The sequence below is a fragment of the Pedobacter roseus genome (assembly GCF_014395225.1).
Taxonomy (GTDB): domain Bacteria; phylum Bacteroidota; class Bacteroidia; order Sphingobacteriales; family Sphingobacteriaceae; genus Pedobacter; species Pedobacter roseus.
This window is the reverse complement of the sequence record NZ_CP060723.1, coordinates 4,987,798-5,013,850: the sequence shown is the minus strand read 5'-3', so window position 1 is coordinate 5,013,850 and position 26,053 is coordinate 4,987,798. Positions and strand designations below refer to the sequence as shown.

The 26,053-nt window shown below is 36.8% G+C and carries 22 protein-coding genes; 20 read left to right on the top strand and 2 right to left on the bottom strand.

The window, feature by feature from the left end:
- Positions 1–481 precede the first annotated feature (481 nt).
- The 8 genes from H9L23_RS20610 to H9L23_RS20575 all read left to right on the top strand — a co-directional run bounded on the left by H9L23_RS20610 (position 482) and on the right by H9L23_RS20575 (position 8,589).
- Entirely contained in the window at positions 482–1,462 is a 981-nt protein-coding gene (locus tag H9L23_RS20610) for a DUF6427 family protein (protein ID WP_187592091.1), read from the top strand.
- Between the two features lie 155 nt (positions 1,463–1,617).
- The gene (locus H9L23_RS20605) at positions 1,618–2,352 is read left to right on the top strand and encodes a type III pantothenate kinase (protein ID WP_187592090.1); all 735 of its coding nucleotides are present in this window, start codon (positions 1,618–1,620) and stop codon (positions 2,350–2,352) included.
- 1 nt (position 2,353) lies between these two features.
- The gene (locus H9L23_RS20600; RefSeq protein WP_246474752.1) at positions 2,354–3,646 is read left to right on the top strand and encodes an OmpP1/FadL family transporter; all 1,293 of its coding nucleotides are present in this window, start codon (positions 2,354–2,356) and stop codon (positions 3,644–3,646) included.
- The gene (locus H9L23_RS20595) at positions 3,646–4,218 is read left to right on the top strand and encodes a hypothetical protein (RefSeq protein ID WP_187592088.1); all 573 of its coding nucleotides are present in this window, start codon (positions 3,646–3,648) and stop codon (positions 4,216–4,218) included. Before H9L23_RS20600 ends, H9L23_RS20595 begins: the two co-directional genes overlap by 1 nt.
- A 275-nt stretch (positions 4,219–4,493) precedes the next feature.
- The gene (locus tag H9L23_RS20590) at positions 4,494–6,566 is read left to right on the top strand and encodes a SurA N-terminal domain-containing protein (RefSeq protein ID WP_317175265.1); all 2,073 of its coding nucleotides are present in this window, start codon (positions 4,494–4,496) and stop codon (positions 6,564–6,566) included.
- 65 nt (positions 6,567–6,631) lie between these two features.
- On the top strand, positions 6,632–7,147 hold the full coding sequence (locus H9L23_RS20585) for a DUF2480 family protein (RefSeq protein WP_187592086.1): 516 nt from the start codon (positions 6,632–6,634) through the stop codon (positions 7,145–7,147).
- Positions 7,148–7,366: 219 nt separating this feature from the next.
- Positions 7,367–8,023, top strand: a complete 657-nt coding sequence (locus tag H9L23_RS20580) for a DUF3108 domain-containing protein (RefSeq protein WP_317175264.1) — start codon at positions 7,367–7,369, stop codon at positions 8,021–8,023.
- A gap of 2 nt (positions 8,024–8,025) precedes the next feature.
- Positions 8,026–8,589: a DUF3109 family protein gene (locus H9L23_RS20575; RefSeq protein ID WP_187595542.1), complete on the top strand. Its 564-nt coding sequence runs from the start codon at positions 8,026–8,028 to the stop codon at positions 8,587–8,589.
- 1,144 nt (positions 8,590–9,733) lie between these two features.
- Here H9L23_RS20575 and H9L23_RS20570 read toward each other — a convergent pair.
- Entirely contained in the window at positions 9,734–9,943 is a 210-nt protein-coding gene (locus tag H9L23_RS20570; protein ID WP_187592085.1) for a helix-turn-helix transcriptional regulator, read from the bottom strand.
- A gap of 423 nt (positions 9,944–10,366) precedes the next feature.
- Between H9L23_RS20570 and H9L23_RS20565 the strand changes: the two genes are divergently transcribed.
- Both H9L23_RS20565 and H9L23_RS20560 read left to right on the top strand, forming a co-directional pair.
- Positions 10,367–11,182, top strand: coding sequence for an RNA polymerase sigma factor (locus H9L23_RS20565; protein WP_187592084.1), 816 nt, complete (start codon positions 10,367–10,369; stop codon positions 11,180–11,182).
- A gap of 1 nt (position 11,183) precedes the next feature.
- Entirely contained in the window at positions 11,184–12,281 is a 1,098-nt protein-coding gene (locus tag H9L23_RS20560) for a hypothetical protein (RefSeq protein WP_187592083.1), read from the top strand.
- 983 nt (positions 12,282–13,264) lie between these two features.
- On the opposite strand, the gene H9L23_RS20555 is transcribed toward H9L23_RS20560, so the two are convergent.
- Complete coding sequence (locus H9L23_RS20555) at positions 13,265–13,570, bottom strand: hypothetical protein (RefSeq protein ID WP_187592082.1); 306 nt, start codon at positions 13,568–13,570, stop codon at positions 13,265–13,267.
- Between the two features lie 117 nt (positions 13,571–13,687).
- On the opposite strand from H9L23_RS20555, the gene H9L23_RS20550 reads away from it, so the two are divergent.
- The 10 genes from H9L23_RS20550 (at position 13,688) to H9L23_RS20505 (ending at position 26,044) form a co-directional block, all read left to right on the top strand.
- Entirely contained in the window at positions 13,688–14,134 is a 447-nt protein-coding gene (locus tag H9L23_RS20550) for a plasmid mobilization protein (protein WP_187592081.1), read from the top strand.
- Positions 14,135–14,167: 33 nt separating this feature from the next.
- A complete protein-coding gene (locus H9L23_RS20545) occupies positions 14,168–15,241 on the top strand; it encodes a relaxase/mobilization nuclease domain-containing protein (protein ID WP_187592080.1) in 1,074 nt (357 codons plus the stop codon).
- Positions 15,242–16,543: 1,302 nt separating this feature from the next.
- Complete coding sequence (gene rfbB / locus H9L23_RS20540) at positions 16,544–17,596, top strand: dTDP-glucose 4,6-dehydratase (RefSeq protein WP_187592079.1); 1,053 nt, start codon at positions 16,544–16,546, stop codon at positions 17,594–17,596.
- Entirely contained in the window at positions 17,596–18,144 is a 549-nt protein-coding gene (gene rfbC, locus H9L23_RS20535) for a dTDP-4-dehydrorhamnose 3,5-epimerase (RefSeq protein WP_187592078.1), read from the top strand. The genes rfbB and rfbC overlap by 1 nt, the downstream gene beginning before the upstream one ends.
- Entirely contained in the window at positions 18,141–19,010 is an 870-nt protein-coding gene (gene rfbD / locus H9L23_RS20530; RefSeq protein WP_187592077.1) for a dTDP-4-dehydrorhamnose reductase, read from the top strand. Before rfbC ends, rfbD begins: the two co-directional genes overlap by 4 nt.
- A 55-nt stretch (positions 19,011–19,065) precedes the next feature.
- Positions 19,066–19,932 carry a glucose-1-phosphate thymidylyltransferase RfbA gene (gene rfbA / locus H9L23_RS20525; protein WP_187592076.1) on the top strand — a complete coding sequence of 289 codons (867 nt, stop codon included), beginning with the start codon at positions 19,066–19,068 and terminating at the stop codon, positions 19,930–19,932.
- Between the two features lie 408 nt (positions 19,933–20,340).
- Entirely contained in the window at positions 20,341–21,624 is a 1,284-nt protein-coding gene (locus tag H9L23_RS20520; RefSeq protein ID WP_187592075.1) for a nucleotide sugar dehydrogenase, read from the top strand.
- Positions 21,625–21,972: 348 nt separating this feature from the next.
- A complete protein-coding gene (locus tag H9L23_RS20515) occupies positions 21,973–22,713 on the top strand; it encodes a tyrosine-protein phosphatase (protein WP_187592074.1) in 741 nt (246 codons plus the stop codon).
- Between the two features lie 184 nt (positions 22,714–22,897).
- Positions 22,898–23,668 (top strand): polysaccharide biosynthesis/export family protein, encoded by a 771-nt coding sequence (locus H9L23_RS20510; RefSeq protein WP_246474751.1) that lies wholly within the window; start codon positions 22,898–22,900, stop codon positions 23,666–23,668.
- A 12-nt stretch (positions 23,669–23,680) separates the two neighbouring features.
- The gene (locus H9L23_RS20505) at positions 23,681–26,044 is read left to right on the top strand and encodes a GumC family protein (protein WP_187592072.1); all 2,364 of its coding nucleotides are present in this window, start codon (positions 23,681–23,683) and stop codon (positions 26,042–26,044) included.
- Positions 26,045–26,053: the final 9 nt, after the last annotated feature.

The following is a 26,053-nucleotide window of genomic DNA, read 5'->3' as shown; positions in this document are numbered from 1 at the left end:
GAAGAAATCTTTATAGCAAGAATCGCTAGCGTGATAAATTGCTTCGTCGTTCCTCCTCGCAATGACGACCATTCTATTGGAATCTATGAATGGTAGCGGAGTCGAAGGATCTTGGCGCTTAGTTTTGAGGCTACAATTAGTTGTCATTCTAAACGAAGTGAAGAATCTTTTAATTAAGCGATACATTTTTGAACCATCTAAGGCATATAAGTAAATCTAAGCTCAAGCATTTTCTTGCGCCGTAACATTGTTATCTAAACCTGACAGGAGCGGGCATCCCGATTTTTTCATCGGGATAAAGCGGATGGCAGGACTACCGAAACCGAAAAGAACTGGAACCTGCTTTTCTAAAAATAATATAACACCTTTCTTTAGTCTTTCCGCTTTGAGCTTTGGTCTTTTTGCTTTCGCCTTTCCGCTTTTATCTTTCTTCCCCTACTCTTAAATTATTTTCTTTACTTTGCCTACTCTTTAAAAAGGCATGATTAATCAGTTTAGAAAGCTAAATCCAATTAACCTCGTATTCTTGCTGGCATACACGTTCTTTTTGCGTATTGCCATTTTTCATGAAACGCATGATAAGCTGAATTTTGATTTTTTAGAGCCATTTGCCAGGTTACTGATCAATATCGATTTAGATAATGCCTTTGCACCATCTACCAACATCTTTTTAGCCGGGATTTTGGTTTACATCCAGGCCTTAATTTTTAACCGGATCGTAAATAACCATAATTTATTAGGTAAGCCCAGTTTTCTTCCGGCTTTGATGTTTATTACCGGCACAAGTCTGTTTATGCCCTTCATGATCCTTTCCCCGGCATTGATCTGCAATTTTTTGTTGATCTGGATTATCGATAAATTTTTAAAGCTGGGTAAAAGTGCCAATTCCATTACCACTGTTTTTGATATTGGCATGATTATCGGCATAGGTACATTAGTTTATTTTCCTTTTATGGTGATGTTACTGATGATCTTTCTGGCTTTATTACTCTTCAGGTCGTTCAACTGGCGCGAATGGGTAGCAGGACTGATCGGATTTATTACCGTATTCTTCTTTTTGGCAGTATTTTATTACTGGAACGATAATTTAAGTTCGTTTTACCAGATCTGGAAACCATTGGGCAATAAGTTCCCATCAGTGTTTAAGATCAATTATAACGATTACCTGGTACTCATCCCGGTAGCGGTGATTATTATATTGGCATCCTTACAACTACGCGAAAATTTCTTCAGGAGTTTTATCAGTACAAGAAAAAGTTTCCAGTTGCTGTTTTTCATGTTTATTGTTTCTGCAGCGAGTTTTTACCTCAAACCTGATTTCAGGACCTGGCATTTTTTACTCTGCGTGCCTCCCGGTGCGGTGCTGTTGGCCTACTATTTCAGCAATGCCAAAAAACGCTGGTTTTACGAAACGTTGTTCCTTTTATTTCTGCTTTCTATCCAGTATTTTCTGTTTGTTTAACCTTTTTTAACAAATAACTAGAACGAAACTTGACAAAGATTAATAGCTTTGTGCATGATTTTAGAATTAAAGCCTTTTGGGTTTTAATCAGATGGATAAAAAATGGAGTCATTGGAATTTCTAAAGAACATATTATTTGCAGAGGGAGATTTTAAATGCGCAGGTTAAGCATTGATATTGGAAATTCTTCTGCCAAGGTTGCAGTTTTTGCAAATAAGGAAATTGTTCACCATCAGCGTTTCAATAAACTGGGCATAATTGATTTAGCGCAGTTGATCGAAAAATTTTCACCAGCAAAATCCATCATCAGCAGTGTAAACCAGGAAATTGCACCGCTGGAAGTATTTTTAAAAAAGCATACTGAATACACCCGTTTTTCAACTTTGTTGACCAATGGTGTTCAGAATAAATATAAAACACCTGTTACTTTGGGTTTGGACAGGTGGGCAGCAGTTTTGGGTGCAAACGGATTATACCCTGCAAGTGCAAGTTTGGTGGTAGATGCCGGAACCTGTATTACCTACGATGCCTTAAGCCGGTCAAAAGAATATTTTGGCGGAAGCATAAGCCCGGGCATCAAAATGCGTTTTAAGGCGGTACACGAATTTACCGGCCGTTTGCCTTTGGTAGAATGGGATGAAAGCGAAGGGATCACCGAAGGAACCGACACCCTGTCGGCAATCAAGAATGGTGTTTTACAGGGGATAATAAATGAAATTGAAGGCTTTATTGCCCTTAATAATAAAAAAGAAAGTGCCTTGAGGGTGATTATAACGGGGGGCGATGCTAATTTTTTGTATAAGCAATTACAAAACAGCATCTTTGCGCCTCAAATTATAAAAGATCCTTACCTGGTATTAAAAGGATTAAATGAAGCTATTGCAGATTAAAATGTACAGAAGAATAAATTATATTGCAGCCATACTCGTTCTAGTTTGTGGTTTTGGTGCGCAGGCACAGGTTACCACATCATCACCATATTCAAGATATGGGCTTGGAAATATAAAAGGATCTTTATTGCCGCAGTTTAGGGCAATGGGCGGAATTTCTACTGCTGTAGGCAAAGTTACCGGTTTCAATAACATCAATATGCAGAATCCTGCATCCTATGCGGGCATTAACTTAACGACGATTGATATTGGTATGACCGCGGGGACGACCAATTTAACAAGAGGGAATTTAAGCCAATCGAGTTTTAACTCTACTTTTAGTCACCTGGCTTTTGCAGCACCGGTTACCAGAAGATCGGCATTAAGTTTTGGTATTTTGCCTTACTCTGATTTAGGTTATTCTTATAAAAACACTGTAAAAGTTGATACCACAACAGTAAACCAGCTTTATGAAGGTGAAGGTGGTTTATCAAAAGCCTATTTGGGTTACGGTTACCGTTTTGGCGACCACTTGAGAATTGGTGGTAATTTGGAATATATTTTTGGTAACCTGCAAACTACAAGGGCGACTGAATTCCAATCGGTTGGCGCCATAAATGCAAAACTTCAGAATAAAAACAGTGTTGCCGGATTGAATTACTCTTACGGAATCCAGTACGATTTTAACGTAGGTAAGAAAACATTGGTTACTTTAGGTTATTCTGGTAGCACTTCGGGCAAAATAAATTCGACACAAACATTCTTTGCTACACAGTATACAAGAGATCAGGATGGTAATGAAAACACTGCGATTGATACTTTAAGTTCGATCAATAATGGAAAATCTAACCTTACCCTGCCATTAACGCATAATTTTGGTATCGCGATTCAACAGAATGATAAATGGTTAATCGGTGCCGATTTCAGAATGAGCAAATGGTCTAAAACCACAATCAATAACGTGAGTCAGGGTCTGCAGGATAGTTGGGGAGCATCATTAGGTGGTCAGTGGACGCCTGACGCTTATTCTTACAACAGCTACCTGAAACGTATTGATTATCGTTTGGGCGTAAGCTATGATAAAACTTATATCCAGATCAACAATCAGGACATCAAGCAAATGGGTGCATCATTAGGTTTTGGTTTCCCTTTACCTACGGCAACAGGCGGTAGTGCATTTTATAAAATCAATTTTACAACAGAAGTTGGACAAAGGGGAACCTTAAACAATAATCTGGTAAAAGAGCAGTATATCAACTTCCACTTAGGCTTTACTTTGAACGATACCTGGTTCCGCAAGTACAGGGTTGACTAATGAAACTTAAAACATTTTTATATGGTCTTTTTCTGGTGTTGCCCTTGTTTTTGGCTTCATGTGGAGACGACGATCTAAAAAATGCAAGTTTGGTTTCTATTAATAAGACCATTTTATCTCGTGATCGAACAATAGGTGTTGATATCACTTACAGCGATTCGGCGAGGGTAAAAGCAAAAGGTTACGCACCGATACTGGATAAAGTTACCCCTACAAACGGGAGTACCTATCAGGAGATGGTTAAAGGCGTAAACATCGATTTTTACAATCCCAACGGAACCATTGACGGAAACCTGGTTTGCGATTATGCCATCAGGAAAGATACTGAGCTTAAAACCGAGTTCAGGAAGAATGTGGTGGTGAAGAACAGCAAAGGGGATACCTTCTCTTCTCAGGAGCTAATCTGGGACGAATCGAAGAAAATATTCTATTCCAACCAACGGGTATACGTAAAAGGTGCCGATGGCAGCATAGGTGAGGGCATTAACTTTAAAGCCCCTCAGGATTTTAGTACCTACGAAATGGACAGCGGGAACGGTGAGCTGAATATGAAAGAAGGCGTAGCGCCTTAATAAAATGATTGAATGAGAGAATGGTGAACTAATTGAATGTTTTAGTGGATCTATTTTTTGATATTTTTCAATAATTCGTTAATTCAGTCCTCCCCTAATTCTGTCATTCTATCAATCAATAATTCATTACTTCAATCATTAATAAGAGACTTCCATTACCCTAATAATTAAGCGCTTGATAAATAAAATTTTGTATTTTCTTTTTTAATGCAAATTTGTATCTTGCGCCCTCTTAAAAAAGAACTAAATAAATTTATAATTACAATATGGGATTAATGACATTTTTGCGTAACCGTGCGGGCTACATCCTAGTCTTTGCTATCGGTTTTGCAATTGTTGCATTTTTAGTAGGTGATGCAATTAACGTGGGTAAACCTTTTTGGTCGGCAAATCAAAAAGTTGTAGGGTCTATTGATGGTAATGATATCAATATCGACGAGTTCGGACCAAAAGTTGATCAGGGTGTAAACCAGATGAAACAACAATATGGCGGTAGTGCTAACGCACAAATAACTGCAATGGCGGTTGATCAGGCATGGAATGCAGAACTTGCTAAAGTTTTGTTGACCAAAGAATATGACCGTTTAGGTTTAAGCGTATCAGAAGATGAGTTATTGGATTTATTACAAGGACAAAACCCTAGCCCGCTGATCAAACAATATTTTTCTAATCCTCAAACCGGACAGCTGGACCGTGCAACCTTGATGAACTTTTTGAAATCAAAAGAACCTCAGGCTTTGCAACAATCTACCATGTTACAGGAAGAAATTAAAAACCAGGCATTACAGACCAAATATTCTAATTTGATCCGTAACTCGGTTTATGTAACTTCATTAGAAGCAACAGACGAATATACCAACCGTAACAAACTAGCTAACTTTAAATATGTAAGTTTAGATTACGCTTCTATTCCAGATAAATCGGTTAAATTAACTGATGGCGATTATTCTGAATATTACGATCAGAACAAAGCACGTTTCAACAATCCTCAGGAAACACGTGCTTTCGAATATGTTACTTTCAGCATCAGCCCTAATAAAGCAGATTCATTAGCAATCAAAACTCAGGTTGATAAAATTGCTGCTGACTTCCAGGTGGCTAAAAACGATTCACTTTTCGCAGCGATCAATTCAGATGTTAAAGTTCCGTTTACTTATTTAACAAAAGGTAAATTAGATCCTGCTGTTGATTCGGCAGTGTTTGCTTTACCAGCAGGTAGTTTCTATGGCCCGAAATTAACCGGTAACTCATACAAAATTATTAAAGTAGTTTCTACCCGTATCTCTCCTGATTCGGTAAAAGCAAGCCACATCTTAATTGACCCTGCTAAAGTAGGTGGTGAAGATAAAGCCGTTAAATTAGCAGATTCATTAAAAGCATTAATTTTAAATGGTGGCAACTTTGCCGAACTGGCTAAAAACTACAGTGTAGATGGATCGAAAGATAAAGGTGGCGAACTAGGTACTTTCGCACGTGGTGCAATGGTTCCTGAATTTGAAAACGCAGCTTTTGACGGTAAAACAGGAGATATTAAAGTGGTAAAATCACAGTTTGGTTACCACGTAATAAAAATTGAAAAACAGATCGGTTCTTCTAAAGTAGCTAAATTGGCTTACGTAGAAAAAGCATTGGCAGCAAGTAGTAAAACCCAGGCGGCAGCTTATAAAGCAGCAAGCAGTTTCTTAGCTGATGTAAAAGGTAACGATTTCAGCAAATTTGCAACCCAAAAAGGATTGAAAGTAGGTGTAGCGGATAAAGTAGCCGCAACCCAAGGATTTGCAGCAGGTTTAGACAACCCACGTAAACTGATCCAGGATGCTTATGCAGCAGACAAGGGTGACGTTTTACCGGAAATTTATACCATGAGCAATGCTTATGTGGTAGCACGCTTAACCAACATCAGTCCTAAAGGAATATTATCATTGGCTGATGTGAAAAAAGAAATTGAACCGATGGTAATCAATGCGGTTAAAGCAAAACAATTAAAAGAAAAACTGGCTGGTGCAGGTTCAAACTTGGATCAGGTTGCAGCTAAAGTTGCACGTCCTGTTAACCCGGTACAGAATGTTGTATTTGCTAACCCTGTAATTCCAGGTGTTGCGCAAGAAAATGCATTGGTAGGTAGCGTATTTGGTTCACAGCCAGGTAAAGTATCTGCTCCTGTTCAGGGCGAGCGTGGTGTATATGTATTTACCGTTGATGGTTTTACAAGCCCTGCTCCAATTGCAAACATGTTTAAACAAAAAGAAAGCATGTTGTTAAGTTTAGGTCAGCGTTCATTAGGATCAGCTTTCCAGGCTTTACAGGAAAATGCCAAGATAAAAGACAATCGTGTGAAATTCTATTAATTAGAAAATACGTAATTTTGTAACCGTTCCGATCTATCATCGGAACGGTTTTTTTATTTAAGGCCATGGAAATTCAAGAGAACATCGTAAATAAAGTTGCCAGCAGCGGTTTAATCACCTTAAACCTCGAAGACTTTTATCACAAAGGCGAAAGAGTAGTGTATGATATTGTAGATAATCTTTTTCATGGCTTAATGCTAAGGGAAAAAGATTTCAGGGCTTTTATCAAAGATCACGATTGGGCACAATACCAGGATAAGAATGTAGCTATTACCTGCTCTGCAGATGCCATTGTTCCTACCTGGGCTTATATGTTACTGGCCAATAAACTACAGCCTTATGCCAATGAAGTGGTTTTTGGTGGCTTGGATACTTTAGAGGCGGTATTGTTTACCAAGGCCCTTTCTCAAGTTAATCCGCAGGATTATGCCAATGAGCGTGTAGTGGTAAAAGGATGTGGTGATATCGATATACCTGTTTCTGCCTATGTAGAAATCACTAACCTGCTTACCCCGGTGGTAAAAAGCATTATGTTTGGCGAGCCTTGCTCTACCGTGCCTGTATATAAGAGAAAAGATTAAATTTTGGTTTGCTTTTTGTATATCTTCATGATGAAAAGGAATTTGACCGGATTTTAAAGGAGCCTGATTCTTTCTCAAACACACACAAATGAATACAAAAGCAATGAAAAAGATATTGATAACCATAACGGCTAGCTTATTTAGCCTTTTTGCAGTGGCTCAGGAACTTCCCTGAAGAAGGATGCTGTTTTTCAGGAAGGTGAAGTTTTACAATATAAATTGAGATACGGCTTTATTACGGCGGCAGAAGCTACCATTAAAGTAAGCAATTCTGATTTAAAGTTTGATAATAGGCCTACCTATAAACTCACGGTTGATGCACAGACGTCGGGAACCTTTGATGTATTCTATAAGATCAGGGACCATTATGATTCGTACATTGACAAAACTGACCTATTGCCTTACTTTTATCAGGAAAACATCCGTGAGGCTAGCTATAAACGTCAGGATAAAGCCAGGTTCAATCAGGATGGGAAAAAGGTCGTTTCGAACAGGGGGACATTTACCACGCCAACAAACCAGACTTTCGATCTCGTTTCGGCCTATTATTTTGCCCGGAGCCTTGATATCGGTAAAATAAAAGTTGGTGATAAATTTAAACTAAACTATTTTTTAGGTGATGAAATTTCGGCCCTGGAAGTTGAATACGTGGGTAAAGAAACGGTGAAGAGTAAATTAGGAAATATCCGCTGTTTAAAATTTAGTCCTTCAATAAAGCCGGGTAGAATTTTTAAAAAGGACAGCAGGTTATATCTTTGGGTTACTGACGATGGAAACCGCGTACCGGTAAAGGCTCAGGTTGAAATATTGGTGGGTGCAGTAACCATGGAATTAAAATCGGCCGATGGCCTTAAATATGCTTTAGCGAAAGAATAATGATGATAGAAGTTGAACAGGTGCTGGTGCACGAAGATGTGTTGAAAGAAAACTTTGTTTGTAATTTAAGCAAATGTAAGGGGATCTGTTGTGTGGAAGGTGATTCGGGTGCACCCCTGGATAATGATGAGAAAGGTATCCTGGAAGAGATTTATCCGAAAATCAAACACCTGTTAAACGAAAAAGGCATTAAAGCTATTGAAGAACAAGGTGTTTATGTTGTTGATGAAGATGGCGATTTAACGACTCCATGCGTTGATAAAAATAAAGAGTGTGCTTATGTGCTTTTTGAAGGAGGCATTACCAAATGCGCTATCGAAAAAGCTTACGAGCAGGGGATAGTCGACTGGCAGAAACCAATTTCCTGTCACCTATACCCTATCCGCATTACCAAATATCCTGAATTTGATGTATTGAATTACGATCGCTGGCATATCTGTCACGATGCCTGCACCTTTGGCCGTGAGCTTAAAGTACCTGTGTATAGTTTTTTAAAAGGGCCACTTATCAGGAAGTATGGAGAAGAGTGGTATAAAGAGCTTGAGAGTTCTGTGGCTGCGATGTAAGCGCTTGATGAATTGTAAGTGCAGTTTCTTGGTATGATCTTTTACTTATCATGTATTTATAAAATTGCCTTATAAATTTATGTGTTGATTAGCCTCATGAGACTTAAGTTGGCCATATTAAGTCCGTCAAAGGTAATGACTATTTATTCAATAGAAATATTATATCTATCCAATTTACGAATCAGTTAATTAATGGTCGAACGATAAATAAGGGTAGCGTATGAAAGATTAATGCGAGAATTATATTTTTTCCTAAAAAAAAATCTCCAATTATTTCTCCTACTTTTCTTTATTTAAATTGATTTTTCCAACAATTTTTCTTTTCGTTCCCCTCCTGTATAATATTGATGATAGGCTGTTGAGCAAAGCTGTATCTGCCTTATCCGAGCCCACTTAGGCTATCGTTCCGAATTCTATAACCTTAGCCGATCATTGTGCCTATGCAACTCATTTTCTGAGACACCATATCAACTATTACTTTCCAAACGGAAGAATGAAAATCTTTTTGAGCCGATGACAAAAAGTTATTCCAGCGCACGCTATAAAGAGGGGTTTGCTATATGTAAAATGGATGCAGAAGACTTGTGTCAGGTTTTATTATCCTTTCTTGAATTTGCGAGAACTATGTTTAAGAAAAAATTGATTTGTTGCAGGCTGAGGCCGCGAAATATCGACTTTCACAGCAGTCTTGGGCAAGCGCGCCCTTCGATTCAGTCAGCATCCATAAATAGGAGTATATTTAATTATTCAGTTAATCTGGGTCATAAAAAAACTAAAAAAACAAACAAAAAGCAAGATCTTAAATCTTGATAATGATGAAATCATAAACCCACTAACATTTCAGGATGCCTTATTTAATTAATACTGCAGGTTTACCCGAGCATTTCGATATGTTACGGAAATGGCGTGATGTTGTTGCTTTTGGTACTGACAAAAAAAAAGACGTCCTGCAAACTCCGTGTATGATCAGGAGCTGACTATTGAACTCAATGAGACTTACCTTGGCTTCTAATAAAAAGCAAAATTGTATAAAACTATTATCAAAATTAGCGGCTGGAGTAACAAATTAAAAAATACTAAAAGTCCTAAATCGATAGGTAATAAATATTAATGCTAATTAATTTAGATTTTTATCAAGGTTACTTCATTTTTTAATTGAAATCAATAAATCCCTAGGCTCAGTATTAAGGTATTCACCTATCTCAAACAATCTTTTTACTGAAGGTTGAGCTGAGTTCGTGCACCAACTCGAAACAGTTTCAGGAGCTATATTTAGAGCATCAGCTAAATCTTTATTTGTTTTTCCTTTCTCGGCTAATACCGACTTGATGCGATTATAGATTGTCTTACTCATTGTAGCTGTAGTAAAACAAATATAAGATTCAGAAAATTATTGCTTAAGTCTTAAAATTAATGTAAAAAGTCAATTAATTTTGTTTTTAAGTTATTTAATTTTGCTTTTACATTATTTATTGTTATTTTTGATAAAAATGATAATAAATTAAAGTTATACTTTTGCATTCCGAGAACTAGAAGGATTGCATACGAGCCTCGCAGCTAAATCTGGTAAATTTAATCTCAGCGAGCGTAAGTGTAGCATTGCCACCCTATGTAAGAATAGGGCTGGTGCTCGCTTATGTCTGTTGATGAGATCCATTCCGAAAGGTTTGGCGGTTTACCAGAACCATGCTGCAACGAACTAAGTGGGTTACCAGCCCTATTTTAATTGGTAAATACTTTGTTCAGGCTTATTTTATAAAAATTAAATAAGGCCAGCATGCAATCAACCAGGGTTTCATCCATACCGAATCAGAAAAAATATTTCGCCGAGTTTAAGGAGGGAAATGAAAGGGGACTTGAATTTTTCTATAAAAGGTTATATTCCTCCATATACTATTATAGCTTTAGGTACATCAAAGATGATATCAGTGCGGACTGCATAGTAAGCGAAGCCTTCCTCAGGCTCTGGCTATGCCGTCAAAACATTACCTGCATTGAACATATCGAAACCTTCTTAACAAAAGTGACTGCTGAAGGTTGCAGGGCATATTACAAAACTAACGCTAACAGTTTCCAGCGCAATATGCTTAGATTGGATGAAATTGAAAACTATCAGGAGTTTAAGGTTGGGTACAATCCGGACTCTGACTGGGAAGAAAATGTCATCTATCATCATGAACCACTGGATGAAGAAAAAAAGCAATGGGAGAGGATTGAGGCCGTTCTGCCCAATCTCAGTCCTGATCAACAGCTATTTATCCGGCTATGTATAAAATATTCATTTGATTACCCTCGCATGGCCTGGCACATTGGTGGCATCTCCGATTATCAGGTAGCAAGAAAGGTGGAGCGCACGCTTGAATACCTGAAAGCAGTTATCAGCGATGCAGAGAATTTCAATAAACTGGAAAAGACCACTAAGTTCAGTTTTGAGGGCGAAGTGAGCGAAGAAGAATCTAAAATCCTCAATATGCGCTATGAGCTACAGTATAGTTTCAGTCAGATCGCGGTAGCATTAAACCTCGATCAGGGATATATACAGAGGGCGTTCGCCGCCGCTTCGCTCAGAATCACAAAAAGCAGAAAAAGGTGATATGGAAAAGAACATGATGATCGTAACCCGTAAAATACAGCTGCGGATCGATTCCAGTGATAAGGAAACAGTCAGGCAGACAATAGGACAGCTGTACGGCTGGCAATCAATCTGCTACCGCGCGGCCAACATGATCATGAGCCATCAGTTCATACAGGAAAGAGTCAAGGATTTTTTCTACCTGACAGAGGACATCAAGCTCAAGATCGCCGACGTTAAAAAGGAGGAAAATGGGATACTAAAATCCTCCCGGCAGAATACTACCTACCGCTTACTGTCCGATCATTTCAAGGGTCAGATACCCACCAATATCCTGAGCAACCTCAATAATACTTTGATTGCCTATTTCAACCAGGAAAAGGATGCCTACTGGAGAGGTGAGAAATCCCTCAGAAACTATAAGCATAATATACCGCTGCCCTTTGGCGCAGAAATCATTTGCAGACTGTCAAGAACGGCCGACAACCGTGACTTTACCTTCAGGCTTTTTCAGATCCCTTTCAAGACCTACCTCGGGAAGGACAGGTCGTGCAAAAAAAAGATATTCGAACGGATGATCAACGGCACGTTAAAACTCCGTGCAAGCCAGATACAACTGGACAAAGGAAAAATATTCCTGCTCGCATCCGTACCGGTAGAGAAAGAACAGCATGCCCTTGACCCTGCGATTATTGCCGAGGCATCACTTTCCATCGAACATCCGGTAACGGTCAAGATCGGGCAACATGAACGTGTGATAGGCAACAGGGAAGAGTTCCTCCACCGCAGGATGGCCATAAAGGCAGCAGTCAACAGGGTCAAAAAGGCTGTGCCCTTCAACAGCGGCGGTCACGGGAGGAAGAGAAAGATGAAAAGTGTGGAGGATTACAGGCACATGGAAAAACGCTACGTCGATCAGAAGCTGCACCTTTACAGCAGGATGTTGATCGATTTCTGCGTAAAGCACGGCGCTGCAACACTCCTGCTTGTTAATCAGGAGGAAAAAGAGGAAATGGCAAAGGAAGACCCTTACCTGCTACAGAACTGGAGCTATTACAACCTAAAAGAAAAGATCAGCTACAAGGCAGAATTGGCAGGTATCCAGGTAATCACAGAATAAACAATAAGGAGGTTATTTGCATAACCACAGGGTGAGACATATATGTTCTCACAAGCCCAATAGAAAGGGCATTGCAATGGCGAGCTCATGTAAGAAAGAGAGAACATATCGATGTTAAACTGCGTTCGGATAGAGAATAGTTTGTAAAGCATCAGGGTATATATGTTATAATACGAAACCCACGGCTACTTATGCTGCAGAAGTTCGGCCACAATGCGGCACAAGCAGACATATAGATGATCATAAGATAAAAAGAGGTTTTTTGCAGAACCGTAGGGTGAGACATCCATGTGCTCACGAGCCTATAGATAAGGCATGCAATGGCGGGTTTCATGTCAGCGTTTGATAACGTATCACCGATCCCAAAAAATAATATTCCGGAACGCTCGTTGCCTGGATCACAGTTACCCTAAGACCGATGCATTTGAGTTGGGTTTTATCGGAAACCCTATTCCCCTATTTGCGAAAAGCTAGAACAGCGGGGGCAGGGCAAAACTACTTACTTAGATTGAAACAAAAGTAAGACAGCTACTTTTTTTGCATCAAGATGTTTAATCACTGAACATCTTGGTGTTCCGTTTGTTATTATGAATTCATTGCGGAATGTTTTCCATTTTAGCTACGCACCGAAATACTCAGTTTTTATTGCGATTTGATGCATATTTTAAGTTTTTGGCAATAATAAAAAAACTGCAGATGTTCGACTTCCATCGTTTTGACATCATTTGATATTGATTTTTTAGTCTGTAGAGACGAATACGCCTTTTTTCAACTATCTGCATGAACCGTTTCTAACCGCGAACTGGAGTTTCTGCAGAGTGCAAAAGTGATGGACTGTATGAGTGGGTTCCTGTTCTAATATTATCGGCATCTGAAAGCATGTATGTTTTTCTTAGACAGTTTACTTTGCTAATGGCTCGACTGTCAATGTCATCCTGTTCTTTTATTTCTAATAAGAAAATATTTCATCTTTGGCCTATAGCCTAATCAATATAAGATTGATGGATTTCGTGCAATATTTCTTTGTCTGCAAGTCGTTCTATGATTATTTCAACATTCGATCCCAATGCTGGCTTTTTACTTTCATCCTTATGTGCACTGCTCCTTACCATCTTGATCGCCACCTTTTCCACCAATTTAAGCTTTAAGAAGAGCGCAACCAGCCTTTGCTGATTGATTGGCTTTAATGAGTCAATGCTTCTTTTTGAACGCCCCTCATTTCTATCAGGCGCATATACTCCAGATATGATCTGAAGTAAAGGATTATGGACAGCAACAGCGTAAGCCAACCAGGAAGCTTAATGAGTACTTATCTTGTTAGTCAAGGTAGCTCAGTATCGTGAATGAAGTGAAATATCTTTAAAATATCTAGGTATTGTTATGGGTATTGTCAATAAACATGAAAAATGATGGCGAATTTCATTGGCGTTGACCGGACTTTAGGCTCGGTCATTAGTGAAAAAAGTATTATGAAGAAACCATATAAAGTTAATGAATTGCGAAACCGAAAAGCAATATGCTGTATGACAGATAAAGAGTACACCGAGATGAAGAAAGAAATCTCAAAGCTAGGCGTCACGATGTCCGAATATATCCGGAGAATATTATTTGATAAGAGGGCACATCTTTTACTTGACTCAGCTCATCTGGTCGAGTGGCTGGATCGCGTTGCTGTCGAGTCGGGCTCCTCGACCTTGGCCATTGAAAATTTCGTACAAAAATGCGCTATCGAATCACCAGCCAATAAGTATTACATGAATGAATTAATTTCTTTGGTCGCCAAGTGTTATGAATCACAATATAATATAGGGAAATGCATGAAAAAGTTAATTAAGCTTATTGGCAGTAATTAATTACAAGTTCAGTTTTTATTTAGATCCGAAATCATGATAGTTCAGTTTCTTTCATCTAATAGCCGATTTGCGGCAATTAAATATAATGCAGACAAAGTGTCCGCAGGAAAGGCCGAGCTGATGTCTGTTAAAAACTTCCAATCGCTATCAGTATTGGACAGGCCTAAGCCCTCGGATTATCGGTCTTACCTGCGGATGATTGGGACGCTTAACCCAAAAGTTAAAAACAAGCAGCTTCATGCAGTTATTATGGCTAAAGGTCACTCATATGATAAACATCAGTTAACGCATATTGCCTGGCTTTGGCTCAAAAAAATGGGCTATGCACATAATCCCCATCTGATCTATTTTCATAATGATAATCCCAACAATCATGTACACATTGTTTCAGTAAGGGTGTGTAAAAACAGAAAATCTGTTGAATCCCGCTATGAAAAATTGAGAGCATCTCTGGCATTACATCAGCTTATAGGCTTTGACCCCGTTGTCCAGGCTGAGATGGATTATTCAAAAGCGGTTACTTATCAATTTGCAACAATGAATCATTTCATTATTCTATTAAAGACTATGGGGTATTCGGCTTACATTAAAGGTACAATCCTTTATATGGTTAGGCACTCCAAATCACTTCGAAAGGTAGATCTAAACATTATCGAAAAGATCATAAAAAACTATAAAGACAACACTTTCGAAGTCGGTGCACTTAAACAGGCAATTGAGCTGGCTTTGAAAGTTGTATCCGGTGAACCGGTCCGGCACCCTTCTTTCTGGCATTCTTATCTTCGAAAAAACTATAAATCTGATCTTTCTGAAGTGTTCCATGATAAGCTAAATATTGATATCATTTATCATAGCAAGGACGAGGATGTTAATGGCTTCACCTTAATTAATCATCGTACAAAGAAGGTTTACGACGGAAATGAGATTATTGATTTTAAGCGCTTGGTCAGGCCATTATTTCGTCCCGAAGGATTTTTTGAGGGTGATAGAATAATATTTTATGAAGATCAAAAACGATATCAACCTAACAATGTGCCCAGCCTGGCGGTGAAGATGTCAGGCGGAGCGTCTGATTCAGAAAACAAAACGACAAGGAGGGGAAGATAATTTCGCTAGACGCCCCACCCTCTAAATAATAGTCTTTAGATGCGTTTATCATTATTGCATTAGCGAATAATGAAACATAAATCTGTCTTTCATCTTTATCTTAGTTTATTTGAATTGAAATAGGAAAGAAAATAAAAATCGTCATCCTACCAAGCAGGTATGGAAGCCATAATCAATAGCATGGCTGATTTCGTGAACAAATTCTTATTCTGTATATTATTCACAGTCTGTCTGGTGGTGAATACAATAGTTTTCGGCAGATATCAAGTATGATGAAACTAATTTTTGGTTTATTGGTTTATAATGTAACTTTGTAGTTCTAACTGAATATTTCATGAGCAATATCTCTAATCCGAAACCATTCAAAAAGGGTGATGGGAAAGAAAAAGACCATAATAAACTTGAAGGTTCTTTCAATCCGTCTTCCAAGCACAAATTCGAGGGATGGCCTATCTTGTGGATTTTAATCGCAATATTTTTAATCTCCGCTGTATTATGGTATACAGGTGCAGGACCTTATATAATGAGGTGGATAGCAAATAAATAAAATACGGCTAATAAATTACTGTCGTCAAAACAGCCGGCCTGATTCTTAGCTTTTTAGTGATGAAGTTTTAAGAGTTTTTTAGAGGAGGTTAATTTAGATGAAGAAAAGTCCTAATTAAAATTTTTCATCATCGCTGGGAATCTGCTCAGCTGAGAAATAGCAGTAAAGCATTAATCCAAAAGAAACAAAATAAAATAGTGCTGTGATCAAAAGAAATGTGCTCATAGGTTTGGTTTATTAGGTTAGTGTAATTATAACGTTAAGTTATTCGAAATTATCCATCATAGTTTATTTATCTTCCATTAATTATTAACAAAAATTATTTTTAATGTTGAAAACTATTTTTTTAGTTTATATCCCCGGTGTTACATGTCTGGATTTCTATTATTTTCAATAAATGGACCTGTTAAGTTATATGGTGATTTTGAAAATGTCTATCAGAATATCATAATAATTAAGATACCATTAGTCACCTACCTATTTCTATGCTATAATGATATATCGGACTAAATAGGTTACCAGGAAAAGCATATATATTAGCAGATGAAAATTACTACCATTTAGTAATAAGGCTATTAGCAATAGATAACATCGACAACTAATTATGCACCAAGAGAATTCAGAAAATCAATATGTGCATTGGTTTTATTTTTATTATTTATTTCAAAGGTGTAAATTGGATATTATGAATACCAAATTAGTTGTAATTCAGTTAAATCTAACTTACTTTAGCCCATTGAAAAGCATTTATAACTGTGAAAAAAATCTTAATCACTGGTGGTGCGGGCTTTATTGGCTCTCATGTAGTCCGCCGTTTCGTCAATAACTATCCTGGATACGAAATCGTCAATTTAGATAAGCTTACCTATGCTGGTAATCTGGCTAACTTAACCGATATTGAAAATAAGCCAAATTATAGATTTGTTAAAGAAGACATCACAGATGCTTCTGCAATGTTTGATCTGTTCAAAACAGAAAACTTTGATGCAGTTATTCACCTTGCAGCAGAAAGCCACGTAGATCGTTCTATCTCCGATCCTACAGCTTTTGTGATTACCAATGTAATTGGGACCGTAAATTTATTAAATGCTGCACGCGAATATTGGAAAGGTGATTATGATAAAAAACGCTTTTACCACGTGAGTACCGATGAGGTATATGGTGCGTTAGGTGAAGAAGGTATGTTTACTGAAACAACCGCTTACGATCCGCATAGTCCATACTCGGCCTCAAAAGCAAGCTCTGATCATTTTGTGAGGGCATATCACGATACCTATGGCATGGATTGCGTAATTTCAAATTGCTCTAACAATTATGGCTCGCATCATTTTCCAGAGAAACTGATTCCATTAGCCATCAATAATATCAAAAATAACAAACCTGTTCCAGTTTATGGTAAAGGTGAAAACGTGCGCGATTGGTTATGGGTAGAAGATCATGCCAGGGCAATCGACGTGATTTTCCATAATTCAAAAACTGGGGATACTTATAATATTGGCGGACATAACGAGTGGAAGAATATTGACCTGATCAATTTACTTTGTACCATCATGGATCAAAAGTTAGGCCGCGAAGCAGGTGAATCAGCCAAACTGATTACCTATGTAACTGACCGGGCTGGTCATGATTTACGTTATGCCATAGATTCTAGTAAGCTGCAAAATCAACTGGATTGGGTACCTAGCCTACAGTTTGAAGAAGGGCTAGCGAAAACGGTTGACTGGTATTTACAAAATGAAGATTGGTTAAACAACGTAACTTCTGGCAATTATCAATCTTATTACGAACAACAGTACAGTACCAAATAATGGAAATCGAACAAACAGGATTAAAAGACTGCTTAATTATTAAACCAAGGGTCTTTGAAGATCCCAGGGGTTATTTTTTCGAAAGCTTTAATCAAAATACTTTTGAAGAAAAAACGGGTTTATCAGGAAGGTTTGTACAAGATAATCAATCTTACTCTTCTTATGGGGTAATCCGTGGCTTGCATGCCCAAACAGGAGAGTTCGCACAGGCAAAATTGGTTCGTGTGACCAAAGGTGAGGTATTGGATGTTGCCGTAGATGTACGGCCGAGCTCACCAACGTATGGTAAACACATTGCGGTACGGTTAAGTGCAGAGAACAAGCTGCAATTATACATTCCTAGAGGATTTGTACATGGCTTCTCAGTATTAAGTGAAACGGCAGAGTTTTTATATAAATGTGATAACTTTTTCAATAAAGCCTCAGAAACAGGAGTGATTTATAATGATTCAGATTTGAATATCGATTGGCTGATCCCGGAAAAAGATCAGGCTGTATCTGATAAAGATCTAGTTTTAAAACCATTTGCCAAACTACAGCATATATGAGTAAAACATTAGTAATTGGTGCTGGTGGACAATTAGGCCAGTGTTTAAAGGTAGTTGCGGAACGAAGAGGAATTACAGAAATTGTTTTTCCAGCTGAACAAGATGCCAATATTTTAAATGAAAGTGGTTTAAATGATCTTTTAGCTAAACAAAAACCTGCTTATGTAATCAATTGTGCAGCCTACACGGCTGTTGATAAGGCAGAAGATGAGTTTAATCTGGCAAAAGCCATTAATGAAACTGGTGCCTCTTACCTGGCTTCGGCTTGTTTGGCCAATGGCGCAACACTTGTACATGTTTCTACTGATTTCGTTTTCGAAGGAAATGAAGTAAAATTGCTAAAGGAAGATGATGAGGCAGAACCGATCAATGTTTATGGCTTAACGAAACTTGATGGAGAAAAAGCTGTAGCTTCAATACTACCTGCCCATTTCATCATCCGTACCAGCTGGTTATATTCTGAATATGCTAATAATTTCGTAAAAACGATGTTGAAGCTTGGCGCTGAACGTGATGAGCTAAATATTATAGCCGATCAGGTAGGTACACCAACCTATGCTATAGATCTTGCAAATGCTATTCTTGATATCATTGCATCTTCATCAAATGTTTACGGATTATATCATTACAGCAATGAAGGCATAACATCATGGTTCGACTTCGCAAGAGCCATTTTTGATATCAGCGAAACAAAAGTTAAAGTAAACCCTATTCCAGGATCTGCTTATCCAACTAAAGCTACCCGTCCCGCATTTTCGGTAATGGATAAAACTAAAATAAAAGAAACTTTTAATTTGGAAATCCCTTATTGGAGAGATAGTTTGGTGGAGTGTATAAAACAAATTAATAAATTAGAAGCAATATAGATGTTTAGATAGAGCCATTCGTTTCAAATCTAATATCTCAAATCTCAAATGTAATATGAAAGGTATAATCTTAGCTGGTGGTAGCGGAACGCGTTTGCATCCCTTAACTTTGGCTTGTAGTAAACAAATGATGCCGGTTTACGATAAACCGATGATCTATTATCCTTTATCTACTCTAATGTTAGCAGGGATAAAGGAAATTCTGATTATTTCTACCCCACACGATCTACCTAATTTTGAGAAACTATTAGGTGATGGATCAACCTTAGGTTGTAAGTTTAGTTACGCCGTGCAGGATGAGCCAAACGGTTTGGCACAGGCCTTCGTAATCGGTGAAGAATTTATTGGTAAAGATAAGGTTGCTTTGGTATTGGGTGATAATATTTTTCATGGTGACGGGATGGCGAAATTATTACAGGCCAGCTCTGATCCTAATGGCGGTGTAGTATTTGCTTATCAGGTAGCAGATCCTGAACGTTACGGTGTAGTTGAGTTTGACGCCGATAAAAAGGCTATTTCAATTGAAGAAAAACCTGTTCAGCCAAAATCTGATTATGCAGTGCCAGGATTATATTTCTACGATAATGAGGTAGTCGAAATCGCAAAGAACATTAAACCCTCGCCGCGTGGAGAATATGAAATTACCGATGTAAACCGTGTTTATTTAGAGCGTGGTAAATTAAAAGTAGGTGTGTTAAGTCGTGGAACAGCTTGGTTAGATACCGGAACATTTACTTCGTTAATGCAGGCTGGGCAGTTTGTCCAGATCATAGAAGAGCGCCAAGGCTTAAAAATTGGATGTATTGAAGAAGTAGCCTACCGTATGGGTTTTATCGATACAGAACAACTAAAAGCTATTGCTACGCCATTGGTAAAAAGTGGCTATGGTAGTTATCTGTTAAAACAGATAAGTAATTTTTAACTAAAATATTATCCTTGTTAATCTCCGGTAAATACACTTGTACTTATCGGATATTTTTTTATCGCTTTGTCATTTTGAGGGATAATTATTTCACAAAATCAATATAAAAGACAGAGCTTTTTGGCAAAATAATAGGTTGCGCGAGATCGTCATTCCCAACTCGATTGGGAATCGTAATGCAAGCGCTTTAAGATTCCCGCCTGCGCGGGAATGACGGGCGTGCTAATGGATTCTTTCTATGGTAGCGAAGCGAAGAATCTTTCAATATATAAAATACTTTATTTAGCTAAATCCATTTTCCGTATTTTTCTTTTTAAGATTTTGTGACCCAAAAATTCCTCCAGTAATAATCAATCGAATTAAACCTTTCTTATTTGTTTTATCTTTGTCCAATCACCGAAAGAAAAAATGAATACAAAAAAGCAAATTGCCGTTATAGGTTTGGGTTATGTCGGATTACCACTTGCAATAGAATTTGCTAAAAAGTATAAAGTCATTGGTTTTGATACAAACGAAAGCCGTGTTGAAGAGCTAAAGCGAATAGAAGATCGTACTCATGAAGCTAATCTGGAAGATTTGGAAATTGTATGTAATTCGGAAGGTAATGATGCTGGATTAACTTTAAGTTCGAGTTTACCCGATCTAGCGGCTTGCAATGTATATATTGTTACTGTTCCAACACCTATTGATCATCTCAAAAGACCGGATTTGGAGCCATTGCTGGCAGCAAGTAAAATGTTGGGTATTCTGCTCAAAGCAGATGATATTGTGATTTATGAATCCACCGTTTACCCTGGCTGTACCGAAGAAGATTGTGTACCTGTTTTAGAGAAAATCTCTGGACTAAAATATAACGTCGATTTTTTCTGTGGTTATTCACCAGAACGGATTAACCCGGGAGATAAAATAAATACACTTACAAAAATTAAAAAAGTAACCTCAGGCTCTACCCCTACTATTTCTAAAGAAATTGATCAGCTTTATGCTTCGATCATTACTGCAGGAACACATTTAGCGCCCAGTATTAAAGTGGCAGAAGCTTCAAAAGCTATCGAAAACGCCCAAAGGGATGTTAACATTTCTTTTGTGAATGAATTGGCTTTAATCTTCGATCGTATGAATATTGACACAGCTGATGTGCTTGCTGCTGCTGCAACCAAATGGAATTTTCTAAACTACAAACCAGGCTTAGTCGGCGGGCATTGCATTGGTGTGGATCCCTATTATTTGGTACATAAAGCAGAAGCTTTGGGTTACAAACCAGAAGTAATTCTCTCCGGGCGTAGGGTAAATGATAACATGGGCATGTTTGTAGCCAATAAGGTGATCAAGATGTTGGTGGCCAAAGATAAAATGATCAATGGTGCTAAAGCGCTAATTTTGGGGTTTGCTTTTAAAGAGAACTGCCCAGATACACGTAATACCAGGGTAATAGATATTTACAAGGAGTTAAAATCTTTTAGTATGGAAGTAGATGTATACGATCCATGGGCAAACTCAGCTGAAGTAAAAGCAGAATATAATATTGATATGATCCAGGATACTCAATTTAAACATTATGATCTGATAATCTTAGCGGTTGCTCACAGGCAGTTTTTGGATGTTGATTATGTGAATTTTAAAGAAAAGGGTGCAATAATATTTGATACAAAATCTTTTATAAACAGGAATTTAGCGGATGCCAGACTATAAATCTAAGAGCTCTTTTTGAAATACTAATCAATAGATTAGTAATTAAATTGGAGCCTAATTTTCTTTCGTTTGACATAAGTTTAATTATAGAAAAAATCATGTTATAATGATTTTGATAATTTAATAAGTTTGGCAGTGAATTAAAATTAGACAAAATCTCGACTTTTTGTCTGTTTTGATCTACTTTTAAATCCATTATCGCTATCTTTGTTTTTATTTCTAATCTATCATTGCATATTGCATAATAAATTAGGGCTTTTGTTGTTTAATATGGAGTGAATTATTAATTTAATTAAAAATTGAACAATTAGTGCTAATAATTTTAAATCCCAACTCTTCATCAATTATATGTTAAGTTTTTTTAGTAAAAAAAATAAGGTCACTGATATCTCTTGGTTAGGTATTGATATGCACTCTCATATTTTACCAGGCATTGATGACGGATCGCCTGATGTGGCAACTTCATTACGCTTTGTAAAATCACTTCAGGAGCTGGGTTTCGAACAATTAATTTGTACTCCACATATTTACAAAGAACTTTATCCTAATACATTTGAAACCATTTCTTCTGCAAAAGCGTTATTACAAAGTGCTTTAGATATTGCCAATGTATCTTTGAAATTGAATGCTGGAGCAGAATATATGATTGACCAGGACTTTAATTTAAATGAACAGTTATGTTCTCTGGATTCAAAACACCTGCTTATAGAAATGTCTTATTTGAATGAAAGTCCAGGGATTAGTAAAACCATTTTTGATGTTGAAATCAAAGGATATAAACCTATATTAGCTCATCCCGAACGATATATCTTTTACTTTAAAGATAAAAATAAATTAAAGCGATTTAAAGAAAAGGGCTGTTTACTACAATTAAATCTGCTTTCTATCATAGGGTATTATGGTAAAGATGTTAAGCAACTGGCAGAGGTTTTGCTAAAAGAAAAAATGTACGATCTTGCCGGGACTGATCTGCATCACGATAAACATTTAAGTACATTAACCGATGCTGTACAATCTGGTAAGTTGTATGATCTTTTGGGAAACTATCCTTTTAAAAATCAGGAAATTTTCGGCTCAGTTTATGCTTAATCGAACTCTTGGATTTATATATAAATACTAAATTACTTAAACTTAATTTTTCTTAGTTTTAATTTCTGAAGAATAAGGTTTTTAGATATTACAATTAAATGATTAAGTTTGCAAGCTGTTTAAAATGGTCAATTTCATTTTAGGCGGACATATACTTATGAATAGAAATAGTTCTCTAATAAAAATGGCAAGTTTATTCCTTGTTATAATTTTTACATCGTCTTGTATTAGTAATAAAAAAATTGCTTATTTCCAAGATATTCAAACTGTAAATCAAGCGCAGCTTGATAATGCAATTAAGTTTACTGAACCTATAATTCAATCTGATGATATATTAAGTATTAATGTATTTACCTTAAATCCTCAAAGCGGAGCAATTATAAATCAAGCGGCTTCGACACCTTCCTTAGGAGGCAATACTAATAATAGCTTGAGTACGCAGAACACAGGTTTCTTAGTTGATAAGAACGGAGAAATTGAACTTTCTTTAATTGGAAAAGTTAAAGTTGCTGGCCTTACAACTTATCAGGCTAGGGAACTCATCAGAGATAAGGCTAGTCTGTTCTACAAAGAGCCTAATGTTCAACTTCGTTTTTCAAATTTCAAAGTAAGTGTTCTTGGAGAGGTAAGTTCGCCTTCAGCGTATACTTTGCCAAATGAAAAGGTAAGTATTTTAGATGCTTTGAGTTTAGCCGGCGATTTAACTATCTACGGCAAGCGTGAAAATGTACTGATTGTTAGGGATAATAATGGTAAGAAAGAATTTGCACGATTAAATCTTAATTCTAGTGAAATCTTTAATAGTCCTTTTTATTATCTGAGACAGAATGACGTAATTTACGTGGAACCCAATAAACGTAAAGTGTCAGCCTCTAATTCTGCTCAAATCCAAACTATAGGTGTAATAGCTTCGGTTGTTTCTGTAATTGTTTTAGCAATTTCAAGCTTCAGATAATCTAACCATTTAATGAATAATATACCTGATAAAAATACAGTGAAAAATCAAGAGGAAGTTGAGAGTATAAACCTAAAAGAACTATTTGGCAAGCTAATTGAAAAATGGCCGTGGTTTTTAATGAGTATATTCATCTGTTTGGCTATTGCCTTTACCTATATACTATACACGCCGCCAACATTTCAGATAAATGCTAAGCTTTTGGTTAATGATGATGAGAAGGGTGGTAATATCGCTAAACAAGCTGGAGCATTGATGGATTTAGGGGGATTAATGGGAAGCAAAAATTCTGTTGACAATGAAGTTGAAATATTGAAAACCCGCTTTTTAATGGAGCAGGTTGTTAGACAAATGCAGCTTAATATCATATATACAAAGAAAAGCAATCTGGTTAGTCGTGAATTATATAATGCTCCGTTTAAATTCAATATTTTAAAAGGTGTTGATACAATCAAAACTACTTTATTTGAAGTTCAGAAAATTTCAAACAATAGAATCAAAATTAGTACACCAAATTTTGAAAAGGAAATTAGTTTAGGCGAGAGCTTCAGCATAAATGGAGTTGGTGTTATCCAAGTTGAACCAAATCAAATTGGTAAATTTGATAATGCAGAATATTATGTTGTTGTAAAATCAATTGACTCACGTGTTGCTGAACTGATGTCGCAATTAGCCGTTAATGTAACTAATAAACAAGTAAGTATTATTGATTTAGGCTTATCATATTCTTTACCCAATAAAGGTGAAGACATCTTAAATACATTGATAAATAAATATACGGAAGCCAATTTAAGTGATAAAAATGCAATTGCTGATAGCACGTATAAATTTATAAAAGAGCGTCTAAATAAAATCGCTTCGGAACTTGGTGATGTTGAGAATAAAGTTGAAAGCTTTAAACAGCAAAATCAGCTGGCTGATATGAGTGAGCAAGGCAGACTTTTAGTCAAGAATACAGGTGAATTTTCTACAGAGCTGGCTAAAGCCGAGACACAAGTAACAGTACTTAACGATTTAGAGAAGTACTTAAAAGATTATGAGAAAAATAAACGGGTTTTTCCATCTTCAATGCTGCCCCAAGATCTCGTCTTCTCAAATTTAATGAGCCAATACAATAGTTTATTAGTAGAAAGGGAAAGGCAGTTATTAAGTGTTACTGAAGAAAGCCCTTTTATACAAAATATTGATAAGCAAATCCAAGGACTTAGAAGTGATATTCTGACTAACATACAGAGTACAAAAAATTCATACATTCTTACTAGAGATAAACTCAAAAGTCAATTGAATACTGCTGAAGGTCAAATTTCTGGTGTTCCACAAATTGAAAAAAATTACTTAAAATTAGCTCGTAATCAACAAATCAAGCAGGAACTCTATATATTTTTAATGCAAAAGGCTGAGGAAACAGCTATATCAAAAACTTCAAATATATCTGTTGCAAAGACTATCGATCCGCCTAAGGCAAATGTAAAACCAATAAGTCCAAAGAAAAGTACCATCTACCTAATAGGACTAATTATAGGCGTGTTGCTGCCTATGATTGCAATTTTTGGCCAAGATCTGTTAAATACTTCTATAAAGACCAAAGATCAAATTATTGGATTGACGCAAGTACCTGTCATTGGGGAAATTAGTCATAACGAAAGTTCAGATAATTTAATTGTAGCCAATCATGGAAGGTCTGCAATATCAGAACAGTTTAGGGCATTACGAACAAACCTTTCTTTTTACTTAAAGACAAAAGAAGAAAAAATTATTCTTTTAACTTCAAGCATGAGTGGAGAAGGGAAGTCATTTACAGCAATTAACCTCGGTAATATTTTAGCCTTAACAGGCAAGAAAGTTTTGCTGATGGAACTAGATTTAAGGAAGCCAGGGTTATCAGCGAAGCTAGAGGTGGCTAATACTATAGGCTTTAGTAATTATACAATTAATTCAGATGTAAAAGTTCATAATATCATACAGCCTTTAAGCATTAATAAAAACATGTTTATCATATCGTCTGGACCTTTACCTCCTAATCCTGCAGAAACATTAATGAATGAAAGAGTTCCGCAGTTAATCGAAGATTTAAAAAAGCAGTTTGACTACATTATAATGGATGCGCCTCCTGTTGGTATTATTACTGATGCGCAATTATTGTCTACTTATGCTGATGTAATATTGTATTTGGTTAGACAAAAAGTTACACAGAAGGATCAACTGAAAATAGTTGAGGAGCTATATAGAAGCAATAAAATGAAAAATTTAGGAATAGTGGTTAATGACATCATCAATAAAGATTATGGCTATGGATATGGTTATGGAAGCTATGGTCAGCAAGAAGACGATTCTAACTTTTTCGGTAAATTATTAAATAAATTTAAAATTCGCTAAATAAAATAA